The following is a 15,133-nucleotide window of genomic DNA, read 5'->3' as shown; positions in this document are numbered from 1 at the left end:
GGCTGTTACAAGTGGCCCTTCATGACACAGACAAAATTTACAGACCTCCCTTTGATTGCTCCTCTTCAATTTTCGTTAAAAGAAGCAGGTTACGAAACTCCAACTCCTATTCAGTTGGCAGCTATTCCTGTTATTCTTGAGGGTCACGACCTTTTGGGAATTGCACAAACAGGAACAGGAAAAACAGCGGCGTTTTCTTTGCCGATGTTGCAGAACCTTGCCAAAAACCAAACCCGCCTTGAATCCAAACGCCCTCGCGCTTTGATTTTAACGCCGACGCGCGAATTGGCGATTCAGATCCACGAAAACATCGTAGCCTATGGCAACCACTTAAAACTTAAACACGCCGTGATCTTTGGTGGTGTCGGACAAGGTCCCCAAGTCAAAGCTTTGCAAGCGGGCGTGGATATTCTGATTGCAACTCCGGGTCGTTTGATGGACTTGTATCAGCAGAAATTCTTGCACTTAGACCGCGTTGAGATTTTTGTTTTGGATGAAGCCGACCGCATGCTCGACATGGGTTTCATGCAAGACATTAAAAAGATCCTTCCTCTGCTTCCTAAGAAACGTCACAACTTGTTTTTCTCGGCAACAATGCCGCCAGAGATTCAAAAGTTGGCGCACAGTATTTTGGTGAATCCAAAAAAAGTAGAAGTGACTCCGACGTCTTCGACGGCGGAAAAAGTTGAACAGCGTGTGATGTACGTTGAAAAGAAAGATAAATTGGATCTTCTGATTCATCTTCTTAAAGACAACGATCTTTATAAGGTTCTTGTGTTTGTGCAGATGAAGTACGGTGCAAACCGCGTCGTCGATAAACTTGTCAAAGCAGGTATTGAAACTGCCGGTATTCACGGCGATAAATCCCAATCAGCTCGCCAAAGAGCTCTTGAAGATTTCCGCACAGGCAAAGTCCGCGTTCTTGTCGCGACAGAAATCGCGGCCCGTGGAATTGATATCGACGGCATCACTCATGTCATCAACTTAGAGATTCCGCACATTCCTGAAAGCTACGTTCATCGTATCGGCAGAACAGCGCGCGCGGGAGCTTCAGGACAGTCTATTTCTTTTGCTACAGCGGAAGAGAAGTCCTTCATCTTCGCGATTGAGAAAATCACTCGTCAGCCTATTCCTTTAGACAAAGATCAACCTTTCCATTCGGAAGCGATTGAAAAAGCGGCGGTGATGAGTCCCGGCAAGGCCAAAGCTCTTATCGAGGGACAAAAGAAAGAAAACAAAGAGCGTAATTACGCGCGCAAAAGACCGTTTGGCAACAAAGGAAAAGGCGGCGGAGGTGGAGGTCATCACTCTAAAGGCGGTGGCGGACCTCACAAAAAGTTTTCTGGCAAAAAAGGTCCCCGCAACTAGGGGCCTTTCACTTCGATAATTTTACGAGTCAGAGGATCGACCGTCACTGCGATAGGCTTCTTGGTCTTCTGACCTTCTTCCAGCTTCAGCAAAAGTGATTTATCACCTTCATTAATTTCATAGAGCACGGGTTCACGATGAAAGGTAATGAGGGATTTTTCTTTGTGTTTTTTGATTTCATAAACGCGATCAACAAAATTTTGATTTTTCATCACAGGTTTTTGCGCAAAAACTGAAAAGCTGAACAATAAAATAATAACAACTAAAAGGGACTTCATAAACGAACTCCTTCCTCTTGCTGTTTCATTTTTCTATAATATTCCTTCTGAATTTCGTGATCTTCGAGGTCCAAACGACGCAACTCCAACTCTTGCTCGGCCATCACGGTTTCAGCCATATGCCAACGACCCCGACTGGGATCTTCTTTGATGGATTTGACGTTTCCGCCACGCAAAGGCTCTAAAACAAAGCGATCGGACATGTAAAGTTTCACTTCTTCTTTGAATTCTTTGGCTGGCAACATTTTATCCGTCCAAGTCTTCACGGGCACGGGGCGATCAAATATGGATGGATCAAATACACGAAGCTCAACACCGTTTTTCGTTTGGACAGCAACCACCGGAGCCACGTGATATGTCCATATAACATTCTCGCCGTTCAAAGCCTTCTTTGTCTCAACAGACAGGATGCCCTCGGCAAATATTTTTCCGGCACGGATTCCACGTTTTTCAAATTCCCGCGCCATGATGTGTGCACGGGCCCAACAGCCATTTTCCACAACATCAAAAGCATATTTGGGATCTTTGGAAACTTCAGAAAATATTTGATTGAGTTCATCTTCTTGAACAACGGAAACCGGAATTGTTCCAGCTGCTGTTTTTTCGATATTTACACTTGGATAGGCAACACGAGGAGCATCTTCTTTTTTCGGATCACATTTTTCAGCTCTATTGACAGAATTTAAAGACGTCGTGAAACTTTTGAAAAAATCGTTGTAGTCATAGGTCGTTGATTTTCCATCACGAAATTTTTTTGAGAAGGTCGCATTTTCATCCGGCAGCAAAGACTCTTCGTACTGACCTGCATAACTGCAGACCTCTTCCATCCGCGCTTTTTCAGAGGGACGCAACTCTTCGATGCCTACTTGGTCGCATAACGCCGCCGGACTGATGGCCGCGGCAGGCAAACAAAACAGAAATACAAAAAGAAAAGAAAAACGGCGTAACTGCATGTTTCCTTATCGGAATTTACAGTACGCCGCTTAACAGACCAGAGTCTAGCCTCGGACTATTCTTGTGCTTCCAAGCGATACCCTAAAGACGGAACAGCCACGATGCGGCCGTTGAATTTAGCGATCTTGCGTTTCAAATAGTTGATTTGGGAATCGACGTTACGTGAAGTCACTTCAGTTTCGCCCCAGATCTCGGACAAACATTTATCACGAGTCACAAGATGATTTTTTCCCGCCACCAGAAGTTTCAAAATATCAAACTGCTTTGGCGTGAGGTTTACTTCTTCACCATCAACGAACACTTGGCGAGACAACAAGTTCATACGCAAATTTGCCGCTACCAACTCTGAAGCCATTTCTGGTTCTTTTTCTGACAAGCGGGCTTTGATTCTTAAGATCAACTCTTTCACATGGAAAGGTTTAGAAATGAAATCATCAGCACCCGTTTCAAAAGCCTTGATTCTTTCGTCGATCGTCGCCGCCCCGGAAACAAAAATGATCGGTGTGTTTTTCGTTGATTCACTTTCGCGAACCATACGACACACATCCACACCCATCACGCCGGGCATTTTATAATCTAAAAGAATTAGATCAGGTCTCTTTTCGTTAATAAGTCTGACGGCAGATGTACTATCGGAAGTGTAAGAGCACTCGTAGGTAGAGCTCAGAATTTCTGCAAGCAGCTTACAGCTCTCTTCATAGTCATCTACAATTACAATCTTTTTAGCAGCCAAGTCTGCACCTCTCAGAGGATTCGCCGTAAACATGTTCATATTTGAAGCATCACCCGTTCAGGTAAAAAAAACAAGCAGCTCGGGGTCCAGTTTTAAACGCCTTTATATTTGATACGCTTTGCTTCAAGTATCTTCTTGAGTTGGTCTCTCTTGTCACCTTGAATTTCAATGATACCACTTTTTTCTGACATAGTGTGAGTTCCTCCGACGCCGCATTTTGCTTTGAGCTCCTTAGCGAGCGTTTTCAGATACTCTTCATTTCTCGGGAAGCCATCCATCACAGTGACGGTTTTTCCGCCTCTACCGCCCTTTTCAAGGCGAAAGATCACTGTGAACTGGCCTTCTTGCACGGAGTCCTCAGCGCGACAACGGCATTCCGCTTTCAATTCTTTGCACTGAGGGCATTGGATATTGTCTTTGGGATCGGTACTGTAAACTAAGCGAGTATTTTTCATGATCCGGAGCTTTCTTGATTCGATGGATTCGGACTAGGTTCTTCACCTAGCTTATGCTGTGTATACTCCTTTCCGTCGAATCTAAAAAGCTGCGGAGTTTCATCCATAATAGTCGCAATATTCACCGGGCGTTTCCACATCTTGAAAACGTTCTTCAACGTCTCACTCATGAAGTCCGGTTGCATATCAATACCTTCGTGAAGATGAGTCAAAAGAAGCTCTCCACGATTTTCAAAGTTTGCATCCTCAATACGAATAATCGGCTGCCCGAAGTTCGTCATATGGAACAACAACTGCGCCTTGATTGCTTTAAAGTCTTTCGTATCTACTTCAAACTTTCCAGTTTTTTTATTGAACTTGTAAACAAACAATTTGTTACGTACACAGAAGTCCTCTGTGAGGAATTGATCGATGAAGGTCACATCGTTGCACACTTTACGAACTTCAAAAATCTTCTCGCGACCAAGACCTAATTTCCTATCCCAATGTTTTCTTTCGCGAACGTCGTCACACTCTTCCCACTCGCGACCGAATTGACCTTTGTTCCAACGATCTTCAATATCGCGCATCAGTTCAATACCCACTTTGTAGGGATTGTAACCATTAGGGGCCATCGCCATCGTACCGCTGTGATGGTCGGCGAAGTCGATGATCTCAGAGTCATTCAAAATCTTTGTCGTCATCAGCTTCGAATGCCAATACGACGCCCATCCCTCATTCATGGTCTTAGTCATACCTTGAGGAGAGAAATAGTAAGCCTCGTCACGAATGATCGAAAGCACATCCTGCTGCCAATCCGTGAGAGGAGCATAGTGAATAAAGAAATTCAGAATGTCTTTTTCTGGTTCACGAGGGAAGCGTTGTGCTTTTTCTTGCGCTTCTTGTTCCGCTTTACGGCGTTGTTCTTCAACGAACGAAGGCGGATTGATATAGTCGCGCATGTAGGATCTATCCACACGCAGCAGATAGTTCGGCTCCTGGGGACGAGCCTCTTCCGGCTTAGCCACAGACTTTTCCACATAAGGACTATAACGATCGATCAAATTTTCTAAACTTAAGCAAACGTCGATGAAGTTTTCCACGACGTCTTGACCATAACGATCCATGTAACGACGAATGCGAGTCGCGTGATTCGCCATTTGGTCCATCATCTTACGATTTGTTTTCGAGAACCAAATATTGTTCTTAAAGAAATCGCAGTGACCATACACGTGAGCCATCACAAGCTTTTGATCCATCATCGCGTTGCCTTCCATCAGGTACGCATAACAAGGATCGGTATTGATCACCATTTCATAAATTTTTGAAAGTCCGTATTCGTAGCTCTTAGAGAGATGTTCATACTCCATCCCGAATTTCCAGTGCGGATAGCGCACGGGGAATCCACCATAGGCGGCAAATTGATTGATTTGATCGTAAGTGATCAATTCAAAAATCGTCTCAAAGAAATCCAAGCCAGCATCTTTTGCGATCTGGCAGATTCTTTTTCTTTCTGCTTCTAATTCGGGAGTTAAATTAGCCATACTACTCCAATTCGAGTGCTGCTTCAGTTCCGGGCCTCTGGCCCTTCACTCTGCCGGCATCCGCCGTATTATCGGCCCTTACCTAAAAAATCCTTGATGGAATCGAGAATTTTATCTCGGCTTTCGATTTGGCTAAGAGTGAGTCTTTCGTCCGCGCCAAATTCTTTTTGTAAATCTTTGAGGAACTGACCGCTTCCGTATTTACTTTCCACCTGCCCGTAACTAAAGACGTTGCAGTTTGGAAGGAAGAATTCGTTCAACATCTTAACACAGAGACGTGTATCCTCGCCGGACCAGTTGTCACCGTCACTGAAATGGAACGGATAAATGTTCCACTCACTCACGGGATAATCTTTGGCGATGATTTCTTGGCAAAGTTTGTAAGCTGAGCTGATCAATGTTCCGCCCGACTCACTTGTTCTGAAGAATGTCTCTTCATCAACTTCTTTTGCCGCCGCATCGTGAATGATGAATCTTGTCTCAAGACCCTTATAGTGTTTCTTAAGCCATGTGTTGATCCAGAAGCTTTCTAAGCGCACGATTTCTTTTTGCTCGTCGCCCATACTTCCGGAAACGTCCATCATATAAATCACAACCGCTTGTGTTTGCGGTTGTTGAACTTTCTTAAACGACTTGTACTGCATATCACGACGGATCGGCAGCACCAGAGGCTCTTCCGCATTGTAAGTTCCAGAACCCACCATGCGTTTTAAAGCTCTTTTGTAAGACGATTTAAAATGACGAAGACCTTCCGGTCCCACAGGCGCAAGACCTGTGAATTTCGTCTTCATGGAATCAATATTTTTAGAACCTTTAGGTTCAATGCGCGGAAGTTGAAGTTTTTCACCCAAGATATCCGCAAGCTCTTCCATGGAAAGTTCTACTTCCAAAAGATGCTCACCGGGAGCTTCTCCAGCTTGGCCCTGTCCGCCTTCGCCTGGATCACCGACGTCTTGCCCTGGTTGACCTTCACCTTGACCGACCCCGCCTTGTTGCTTGGGGCCGTAACGGAAATTTGGAATATCGATACGAGGAAGCGGAATCTTTACGAACTCGTCTTCACGCTTCCCGATCATCTCACCCTGAGAGACATACTTGCGCAGGTCTTCTTTAACCTTGCCCTTAACGATCTCTCTAAATCTATTATGGTCTTCACGTATCGACATTATTTATTCTTTACGTCCCCTCGGGCGAAGATACTCGCGACATAGTGTAAAACATCCGTCGCCGAGATCTCATCGTATCCGAAGTCCTTGATGAGACGGGTTTTAACGATATCAATTTTTTCTTGAGTATCTTTATCAGCGACATTGCTTACGAGAGTCGTAAGTTTGATGCTGTCTTTTTGATCCTCAAAGAGTTTAAGCTCAATTGCTTTATGAAGACGTTCGTTCATTTTGTAATTGAACTTCTTGCCTTCCAAAGCCAAAGCCCCGATGTAATTCATGATCTCGCGACGGAAATCGTCTTTGCGAGACTCAGGAATTTCGATCTTCTCTTCGATAGAACGCATCAAACGCTCATCTGGCTCTTCATCATTTCCTGTGAATTGGTTACGGACCTTTTCACGTTGAGTGTAAGCCTTTACGTTATCAATGTAATTCGCAGTCAAACGTTGCATTGCACCTTCATCAGCACTGATGGCTCTTTGCACTTCAGCTTTGATGATCTCTTCGTACTCCTGCATAACAACGCCCAAGAGTTCCTTGTACTCGGTCTTCAACTCTTCATTAGAAATCAACGAGTGATTTTTTAAACCCGATTCAAGTTCTTTAAACACCATGAACGGATTCACAGAGCCTTTGTTAGACTGCTGAGCCGCCACTAGGGCATTTGAAAGTTTATCCTGGATATAACGAGCCGAGATACCTTCAAGACCTTCGCGGTTGGCTTCTTTACGAAGTTCACGCACGTTGTCCTCAGTATAGTTCGGCAAAGTTTTACCGTTATACAATTTTAGTTTTTGCAAACGAGTGAGGTTTGCTTTTTTAGGTTTTTCCAAACGAGTGAGGATCGCCCACATCGCCGCCATTTCAACTGTGTGAGGCGCGATACTGATGCCACGCACTTTCTGCGAGTTGAAATCACGCTTATAGATATTTATCTCATCTCTCCAACGAGTGATGTAAGGAATATCAATTTTCACAGTACGGTCACGAAGAGCTTCCATGAATTCGTTGTCTTGAAGACGACGGTACTCGGGCTCATTCGTATGACCGATGATCACTTCATCAATGTGCGTTTGTGCGAACTTCTTAGGTTTTACTCTGTGTTCTTGCGAAGCACCCAGCAAATCGTACAAGAAGGCCACATCTAGTTTCAAAACCTCGACGAATTCAATCATACCGCGATTAGCAACGTTGAACTCCCCGTCAAAGTTAAACGCACGAGGGTCGGAATCAGATCCGTATTCAGCGATCTTACGGTAGTTGATGTCACCAGTTAACTCTGTGGAGTCCTGATTCTTTTCGTCTTTCGGTTGGAATGTTCCGATACCGATACGGTCAGCTTCAGAGATGAAGAGACGTTTCACACGCACGTGCGAGAACACTCTCATCAAATCGCCTTCGTATTTTTCCATCAAAGTTTTAAAGATAAAACGAGAAGGAGGACTTAGCTCTCCATCAAGTTGCACACGGTAAGAACCTTCTTGGCCTTTATTGATGGATTCGAAAACTTGCGGGCGCAATTCTTCAGGAATCAAGAGAAGAGGCTCTTCGTTCATCGGGGAAGGGAACACCTTCACGCCTTTCCCAAGAAGACCATCCAGTTCCAATTTTTCATCAATCCACTCGAATGTGTAGACCGCGCCACCTTTAGAGTGGGAATAGCGCTCAAGACCTTTTTTCAACATACGGCAGATTGTGGATTTCGCACTCCCCACCGGGCCGTGAAGAAGGATCACACGTTTTTCAGTTCCGTAGCCAAGAGCTGCGGCTTTTAAAACGTTCACCAATTTCATCAATTGAACATCGAGACCGAAGACTGCGTCTTTTCCGTTGTTATGAACATCGTCGAAGAACTTATAACGAACGACTTCTTTTTTGAAATCGATATACGTTTCCGTTCCCTCTTCAACGATCATGTCATACATGCGCTGATAAGCGTTTCGCGTAATTTTTGGATTTTGTTTTACTAGATCGAGGTATTCCTCGAAGGAGCCGCTCCAGTGCTCTTTGGCTTGAGTGCTTGAGTTCTGCCAATTGGTGACCAACGAATGAAGATCAATCTTAGAGGCCATAATCTCTCCCTCAGGTGTTTGGTGACACACACCTAATGGTTAGATTATGCCTCAATCCTAGACGGTTAACGAGGAATTTAATTTATTTGTATTGCTTTGAATCCCGCAGGTTGTTTCAAAGTGAAAAGCTCACTTTTGAACTGGACCTCAGTCTGGGGAACAGAGAAATGCCACTGCATTTCGAATTGCGGGGCCGTAATTACGACCTTCTTTTGGCCTTCTTTACGCTCTAGCCATGTGACGCGAATTCCTCTCTGTAAATTCTCACATTGAGAGATCCAACCTAAGTTATCCAAAGTACATTTCCACCCCGGGCCGCGCACAGGTTCTTCGAATGCGATATGAGTCAGATTCATTGGATGCAATGGTAAATCGAGAACACGACTGAACGCTCTTTCAGAATTTCTTCCATAAAAGAACGCTTTTTGAGGATAGACAATATAAGAAATTTCGGAGGGACTCATCACCAGACTTGCAACTTGATATCCCAACAACGCCGTTATCTCAAAACGTGCTCGTTCATTCTTAATCGCATATATATCTATATTAAGTGACTGAGTTTTATTCGCTCGTTGATCCTTGATAAGAGCTTTGGTTTCCCATTGAGCCTTTTGATAAGCTCCTTCCTTCACTGTCTTGGTGACACAGCCCGAAGCAAAAAGGGTTAGTAGAATTCCAAGGAAAAAGTGATTGATCATTGTTTTCATTGCCTTAGCATAGAGAAATGAATTCTTTTAAACAAGCCTTGAATCATCTAAAAACCCACTGGCAGCAAAGCCTTGTGCTGGGAGTTATCGCAACATTGCTCCTGATTTCAGCCCGATACATTCCTTTTGTTGGCGCCGTTTTTATCTCTTTTATTTTGTTAATTGGCCAACGTATTGCCGAACGATGGATTGAGGGAAAAGATTGGAAGGATTTTAATACACTCAAAAAAGGACTGCCGGCCTTTATCATTGTCAGCGTCGTTCTTTTTCCGACAAGTGTCCTCGTAGGCTCTTCGATGGGGATATTACAAAGCTCTCAACATTTATTGTCTGCGATCCCCAGCGCCATGGGACTTTTAATTGTCGCCATTTACTTCTATTTGGTTCTTAGCCACTCCTTGCGACTGCGCCTTGACAGCGAAGTTGGCATCGCCAAGGCCATCGACATTGCCGGCCTCGCTTCACTAAAGAATTTCAAAATCTATTTCGTGTTGAGCTTTTATCTGGGGCTTCTTGTGGTGATTTCAGCCTTTATCTGGAACGTCGGTCTGATCGTCACGCTGCCATTGCTGTTTTATTCAAGCCACTTTTCTTTTCTTGAAGCAAAGATCTCTAAGCCCCAATAAAAAAACGGCTCCTCCGAAGAAAAGCCGTTTCAAAAAATCAATTTATTTATATCTTACTGAGCGTGTTCAGCGATTGGAGCTTCCGCTGAAGCTGGCAATCTTGGATTTGAAAGCTCTTGCTTTTCAATAGCGAAGATCTTGTTGCGGATTTCTTCCACTTTCTTTTTGTCAGTCTCTAGGTCCGCAGCTTTGCGATACATTTTCTTAGCTTTATCCACCATCGCCTGCTTGTAGTAAGCGTCACCTAAGTGCTCTGCAATGATGCTCACTGTAGATTGGTACTTGTGAGCTGCTTCCAAGAACTTGATCGACTCTGTGAACTTCGCTTGTTTGAACAAGATCCAACCCAAAGTATCTAGAACGTAGCCATCCTTAGGCTCCAACTCCAAAGCACGACGAGCCAGTTTTTCTGCATCTGGCAAGTGCATGTTCATCTCAGCCCATGTGAAAGCCAAGTAGTTCATACCTTGAACGTGGTTGGGATCGATCTCCAAAACTTTTTTCATTTCAGTCACAACTACTTCTTTGTTGCCAAGACGGTCATTGATTGTACCGTAGTAGAAGCGAAGCTGAGCATTGTCCGCGAATTTCTCAAGACCTTGCTCCAAAATTTTTGCAGCAGCTTTATAATCAGACTTTTCATCAAGCAGTGAAGCGTACATGGCGTAGATTTGCGGTTGATCTTGACGATCTTTCAAACCCTTTGCCGCCACTTCCAAAGCTTCGTCCAATTTATTAAGACCTTTGAGCAAGTAAGCCGCATGCACCACAGCTTCGCCATAGTACGTGCTCGACACAGGGATCTTACTGTATTCTTTCACCGCTTTTTCATTCTGACGAGTTTCCTCGTAAACGGCAGCCAAGTAGAAACGAACTTTGTCAGAGTCTGGAGCGTCCTTAAGAACCTCTTCCAATTTTTGCGCTGCTAAGTCGTAATTCTTTTGCTCGATCAAGATCAAAGCCATTTTCATACGAACATTGAGTGGTTCGTCTGAATCATTTTCAACAACTTCAAGTTGCTCGTAGGCTTTTTCGTAGTCACCGCGCTCAATGTAAGTTTGCGCAAGAATCTCTGCAATTCTTGGGCTTGGAGAATTTTCTTTTTGGTATTCACGATACATGGCGATCGCTTTGTCTTCTTTCTTTTGCTTTGTATAAAGCATACCCAAAGACAAAACGGCGTCCGCGAAATCCGGCTTCAACTGCAAAGACTTTTTGAAAGACTCCTCAGCCGCTTTTTGATATTTCGCCTCTGACTGCTCCATGCGCACACGGCCGATGTAGTAATGAGCCAAGTACGGAGTTGTATAGTCAGGATTCTTCGCCAAAGATTCAAAATATTTCACCGCAGTGTCAGACTGCTTTTGCTCAGAGTACAACGCACCAATGTAAAGTGGAGCTTCCGTGTTTGTCGGCTGAAGTTTCATCACCGTGTTGTATTCAACCAAAGCTTTTGGATAAAGTTTCAATGACGAATACAAACCACCCAACAACAAGCGAGCGTCAACGTTTTTAGGATCTTTCTTAACTGCCTCTTCCGCTTGCGCCAAAGATTCAGAGACCAAACCTTGTTTCAAGTACTCTGCCGCCAAACGCATGTTCACCGCTGGAGAATCCTGATCGTAAACCAAGGTCATCTTGAAAGATTCAATCGCTTTTCCAGAATTGCCATCAAGGCTGTAAGCCTCACCCATCGCGAAGTAGTAATCCGCTTGAGTGCGCATGTAGAGAGGATCCAAAGTGCCGCTTCCGTCTTGAGCCACGACCGCAGGAGCAAACGAAGCTGGCGCTCTATTTTTGTCATCGAATGAAGCTTCGTAGTAAGGAGCTTTATCCGACTCATTCGACGTGAAAGTCGCACAGGCTGTGAGAGTTGTTAAAAGAGGCAGGATTATCGCGGCCCTAGTGTATGGAAACATTAGATCTCCTTGGTCACTAGGCTGATCGGTTATTTTTGAGAATTTCTTGATGAGACAATGACGAGGCAGGACCTCATCGCGACCTAGATCGTGATGTGAGACGGGTGTCTAATTCTGAGCCATGCTCAAAAGGACTCCCATATCGTCGCCCGAATAAACTGGTTGTTCTTTAAGTTCGGCTTCTTCGTTGCCTAAGTCAGCCGTTTCGATTTTTTGGTTAGGGCCCGCAGACCAAACAAGAATTCGCACTTTCCCGGCACTATCGGCGGAGAGAATGCGGTAATGATAAGGCTGCCCCCACGGGTCCAATCCCATCGTTCCTGTGCTTCGGAGGTTCTCAGCCGAGAGTCCCTTGCTTTCCGCAACAGAAGCGGGAATTCGCCCGGCTCCCTTGCTGGAAGGCATAGCTGGCTTCGATGCTTCGCGGTAAATTTGTACAACTTGATAGCCAACAACCTCGGCTTTTTGGCGTGCAGTTTCTATACGGGAATCCTGAATTTGGCGGTTCCAGGGGGTGGCTATGATGGCGGTAGAAAAACCGACCAGGCCTAACAGAGCCAGAACGCCAGAAGACTTAAACTCTTGTTTTTCTTCATTTTTCATTAAATTTCTTCCCGCAAAGAAAGGACACTTAATTACATTTCGGCCTCTTTTCGAGAAAACTTTAGACAAAGGTCTGTAAAAGTTTGGAAAACGAATGCTTATTTGCGTAAAAAATGACGCCTGGAGTCTTTTCTTTTGATTTGAGGACCCCTTGACAAGGGGTGGCGGCAGGGATAGGTTGCGCCCATCTGCAAGGGGACGCTGAATCATAAGGCACTTATATCTCCTTGAGACTTTGGGGAAATTTCAAATTGGGAGGCACTTTGATCAACCAAAACGAAACAATGACATCGAAGCCAAATTCTAAAGTTAAAATCATCAAGCGCTATCAGAACCGCAAACTCTACGACACTCAACAAAGCTGCTACGTGACTTTGGACGATATCGCTAAAATGATCCGTACAAACGAAGAAGTAATGGTTATCGATAATAAATCTAAAAACGATATCACTGCTGCTACTTTGACTCAGATCATTTTCGAAGCAGAAAAGAAAGCATCTCAATACGCTCCTCTTTTCACTCTTCGCGAAATCATCCAAAACGGTAACGGAAGCATCTCTGGTTACTTGGCTAAGCTTGGCGCGTTCCCTCAGGACTACATGACTAAGCAACAAGTAAACACAGTTGTTGAAAACGCTTCTACTGACAGCGTAAAACAAAACTTGGAAAACCGCGTTGCTACTGCAGCAACTCGCTACAACACAGACACTACTGCTAAAGTAGCTGCTGAAAAAGCGACTGTTCTTCCAGGTCTTCAACAAGACGACGAAACTCCAAACCTTCCTGGTTCTTCTTTGTTGAACAACTAAGATTGTTGAAAGTTTCAAAGCGTTAACGCAAAAAAGGCTCCGCAAGGAGCCTTTTTTATTTCAGTGATCTCCAGATCACGAATTTCTTCTGACCTGATTTGATTTCGACTTCCCGAGTTTCAAGACTTTCTCCGGTATACCCTCCGGAAGAATTCAAACCCTCGATATTGAACTTATATTTTCCCGCTGGCAGTTGCACACGGATCATTTGAATGGTTTGCGGAAGTGTTGACCACTGACGGACATCCGCGCGGTCCGCGACGTTCAAGGCAATCCACGTCAGGCTTCCAAGCAATTCGTTTTTCTGACGAACTTGATCAGATAAAACAGCTTTTGTCGCAATACCACCCAAGCGTTTGGCGATAAGAATTCCCTGGTCATCACGCAAAGTTTCAATCGCTGCTTTCTGAACATCGTACACTTCACGGCTCAAATAAGATTTCTGAGTGATATCCAAACGTGCCTGCTGTGTTTCACTGTACACGGGCATCAAAGACGGAAAGCGGTACTCATTGGCACTGGCCACTTTTCTTGGTCCCCACCCCTGCTGATAAATCACGATCAATTCACCCAGATTTTTTTCGTACCACGAGGGCTGTTCTTTCACCTCAGGGAATTGTTTTTTCCAGCTCTGATAAGTGTCCATGCGACGTGCAAGTTTTGCAGAGCGAATGAGGTCTTCACGAATCGTTGTGATGGTCGGATCAATTTTAAAGGCTTCGTTGTAGGCGATGTAAGCGTCGTCGTAATTGCGACTAGCTTCCCAAACAACGGCTGACAGATATTTACTGAAAGCGTTGAGTTCAAAGGCTTTCTTTTCATCTGCACGATACTTCAAATACTTTTCATTGATACGACGGGCTTCCACCAGAGCATCGTCCAATTGTCCAAGCTCCAAGAAGTTCATCGCAAGATAAGCATTAATAAAGATCTTTTCAAAAGTGTCGCCCTTGTATTGAACCATTTCTTCGTTCAACGCCAAAGATCCCGCGATACGCGAAATAGATTGGTAATCCACCAACTCGGCCAGGCGATCGGCTTTTAAAAAAATCTCATTACTCTCTTTGAGTTTTCCGGATAACTGCAAAGCCACGCCATAGTCCAACAAGTAGACCAGTTGATCGTCGTTTTCTTTTTCAGCCAACGGTTTTAGATCCGCGAGGGCTTTCGTGTAATCACGACGAACAAGGGCTTCCCGCGCGTCTTGCACTTTGTTTTGGTAAGTCGCGCAGCCCAGCAGATTGAGAGTAAAAAAAAGACCCACGACAGGCGTGAGTCTTTGTAAAGAACGTTTCATTTAATTAAAGACCAATAGATTTTTTCTTAAATGTTTTACGAATTTGTTTTTGATCAGACCAAGTGATCATGCTGCTTTTTAGGTTCGTCAAATTCAAAGTCAATTTGTAGTACACGGACTTGTCTTTGCCTACTTCTTGAACGATGGAATCCAAACGACCATTGATGATGTAGTCAGCTCCAACTTGGCCACCAGGGCCTTTTTTAGAGTCTTCAGCCACCATGCCCGAATTTTGATAGTTGTACTCGTCAGAGATATCTTGGCGAGCTTCTTTATCAATGAAACCTACTTTTCCAGATTTCATCAACTCTACACGAACCATATCCATGATGCTTTGAGTGTCGATGTGTTCGCTTGTTTTATTTTGCAGATTCGTCACCATCACAACCGGCATTTTTTTAGCTTGGTTGATTGAAGGAGAAGTCATCAAACTTCCAACCAGATCCGCGACAGCTTTTTGCATATCTGTTTCAGACCATTGATCGTTCATTAGATTTTCACGATTTACGTCGTCATACTGACCCTTAACAAATGCTTTCGGACCACAACTAGTCACCGCTAAAAAAGAAAGAGAGAGAGCTGCCAAAGTTAGATTCTTTTTCATAATACCTTCCTACCCA

Annotated in this window: 15 protein-coding genes; 3 read left to right on the top strand and 12 right to left on the bottom strand. The window is 44.3% G+C overall.

Annotation, left to right across the window (positions count from 1 at the left end; all coding sequences use genetic code 11):
* Positions 1-21 precede the first annotated feature (21 nt).
* Complete coding sequence (locus ACL934_RS01265) at positions 22-1,368, top strand: DEAD/DEAH box helicase (RefSeq protein WP_374076930.1); 1,347 nt, start codon at positions 22-24, stop codon at positions 1,366-1,368.
* Here ACL934_RS01265 and ACL934_RS01260 read toward each other — a convergent pair.
* The 8 genes from ACL934_RS01260 to ACL934_RS01225 all read right to left on the bottom strand — a co-directional run bounded on the left by ACL934_RS01260 (position 1,365) and on the right by ACL934_RS01225 (position 9,259).
* Complete coding sequence (locus ACL934_RS01260; RefSeq protein ID WP_374076928.1) at positions 1,365-1,646, bottom strand: hypothetical protein; 282 nt, start codon at positions 1,644-1,646, stop codon at positions 1,365-1,367. The two genes, ACL934_RS01265 and ACL934_RS01260, sit on opposite strands and share 4 nt — an antisense overlap.
* A complete protein-coding gene (locus ACL934_RS01255) occupies positions 1,643-2,599 on the bottom strand; it encodes a protein-glutamine glutaminase family protein (protein WP_374076926.1) in 957 nt (318 codons plus the stop codon). Before ACL934_RS01255 ends, ACL934_RS01260 begins: the two co-directional genes overlap by 4 nt.
* 56 nt (positions 2,600-2,655) lie before the next feature.
* Positions 2,656-3,372 carry a response regulator transcription factor gene (locus ACL934_RS01250; RefSeq protein ID WP_374076924.1) on the bottom strand — a complete coding sequence of 239 codons (717 nt, stop codon included), beginning with the start codon at positions 3,370-3,372 and terminating at the stop codon, positions 2,656-2,658.
* A 53-nt stretch (positions 3,373-3,425) separates the two neighbouring features.
* Positions 3,426-3,788 carry a translation initiation factor gene (locus ACL934_RS01245; protein WP_374076922.1) on the bottom strand — a complete coding sequence of 121 codons (363 nt, stop codon included), beginning with the start codon at positions 3,786-3,788 and terminating at the stop codon, positions 3,426-3,428.
* Positions 3,785-5,311: a SpoVR family protein gene (locus ACL934_RS01240; protein ID WP_374076920.1), complete on the bottom strand. Its 1,527-nt coding sequence runs from the start codon at positions 5,309-5,311 to the stop codon at positions 3,785-3,787. Before ACL934_RS01240 ends, ACL934_RS01245 begins: the two co-directional genes overlap by 4 nt.
* 68 nt (positions 5,312-5,379) lie before the next feature.
* Entirely contained in the window at positions 5,380-6,477 is a 1,098-nt protein-coding gene (locus ACL934_RS01235) for a DUF444 family protein (protein WP_374076918.1), read from the bottom strand.
* Positions 6,477-8,552 carry a PrkA family serine protein kinase gene (locus ACL934_RS01230; RefSeq protein ID WP_374076916.1) on the bottom strand — a complete coding sequence of 692 codons (2,076 nt, stop codon included), beginning with the start codon at positions 8,550-8,552 and terminating at the stop codon, positions 6,477-6,479. Before ACL934_RS01230 ends, ACL934_RS01235 begins: the two co-directional genes overlap by 1 nt.
* A gap of 77 nt (positions 8,553-8,629) precedes the next feature.
* Entirely contained in the window at positions 8,630-9,259 is a 630-nt protein-coding gene (locus tag ACL934_RS01225; RefSeq protein WP_374076914.1) for a hypothetical protein, read from the bottom strand.
* A gap of 17 nt (positions 9,260-9,276) precedes the next feature.
* On the opposite strand from ACL934_RS01225, the gene ACL934_RS01220 reads away from it, so the two are divergent.
* Complete coding sequence (locus tag ACL934_RS01220) at positions 9,277-9,885, top strand: hypothetical protein (RefSeq protein ID WP_413612948.1); 609 nt, start codon at positions 9,277-9,279, stop codon at positions 9,883-9,885.
* Between the two features lie 53 nt (positions 9,886-9,938).
* On the opposite strand, the gene ACL934_RS01215 is transcribed toward ACL934_RS01220, so the two are convergent.
* Together ACL934_RS01215 and ACL934_RS01210 are read right to left on the bottom strand one after the other, a co-directional pair.
* Positions 9,939-11,804 (bottom strand): tetratricopeptide repeat protein, encoded by a 1,866-nt coding sequence (locus tag ACL934_RS01215; protein WP_374076910.1) that lies wholly within the window; start codon positions 11,802-11,804, stop codon positions 9,939-9,941.
* Between the two features lie 108 nt (positions 11,805-11,912).
* Entirely contained in the window at positions 11,913-12,407 is a 495-nt protein-coding gene (locus ACL934_RS01210) for a hypothetical protein (protein ID WP_374076908.1), read from the bottom strand.
* 263 nt (positions 12,408-12,670) lie between these two features.
* On the opposite strand from ACL934_RS01210, the gene ACL934_RS01205 reads away from it, so the two are divergent.
* On the top strand, positions 12,671-13,216 hold the full coding sequence (locus ACL934_RS01205) for a polyhydroxyalkanoate synthesis regulator DNA-binding domain-containing protein (RefSeq protein WP_284604453.1): 546 nt from the start codon (positions 12,671-12,673) through the stop codon (positions 13,214-13,216).
* Between the two features lie 55 nt (positions 13,217-13,271).
* Here ACL934_RS01205 and ACL934_RS01200 read toward each other — a convergent pair whose 3' ends face one another.
* Both ACL934_RS01200 and lpoB read right to left on the bottom strand, forming a co-directional pair.
* Positions 13,272-14,513, bottom strand: coding sequence for a COG3014 family protein (locus tag ACL934_RS01200; RefSeq protein ID WP_374076906.1), 1,242 nt, complete (start codon positions 14,511-14,513; stop codon positions 13,272-13,274).
* Positions 14,514-14,517: 4 nt separating this feature from the next.
* On the bottom strand, positions 14,518-15,117 hold the full coding sequence (gene lpoB / locus ACL934_RS01195; protein ID WP_374076904.1) for a penicillin-binding protein activator LpoB: 600 nt from the start codon (positions 15,115-15,117) through the stop codon (positions 14,518-14,520).
* Between the last annotated feature and the right edge of the window lie 16 nt (positions 15,118-15,133).

This window comes from Bdellovibrio sp. HCB-110, assembly GCF_047323225.1.
Classification (GTDB): domain Bacteria; phylum Bdellovibrionota; class Bdellovibrionia; order Bdellovibrionales; family Bdellovibrionaceae; genus Bdellovibrio.
The sequence above is the reverse complement of the archived record's forward strand: the minus strand, read 5'-3'. Positions and strand labels throughout refer to the sequence as shown.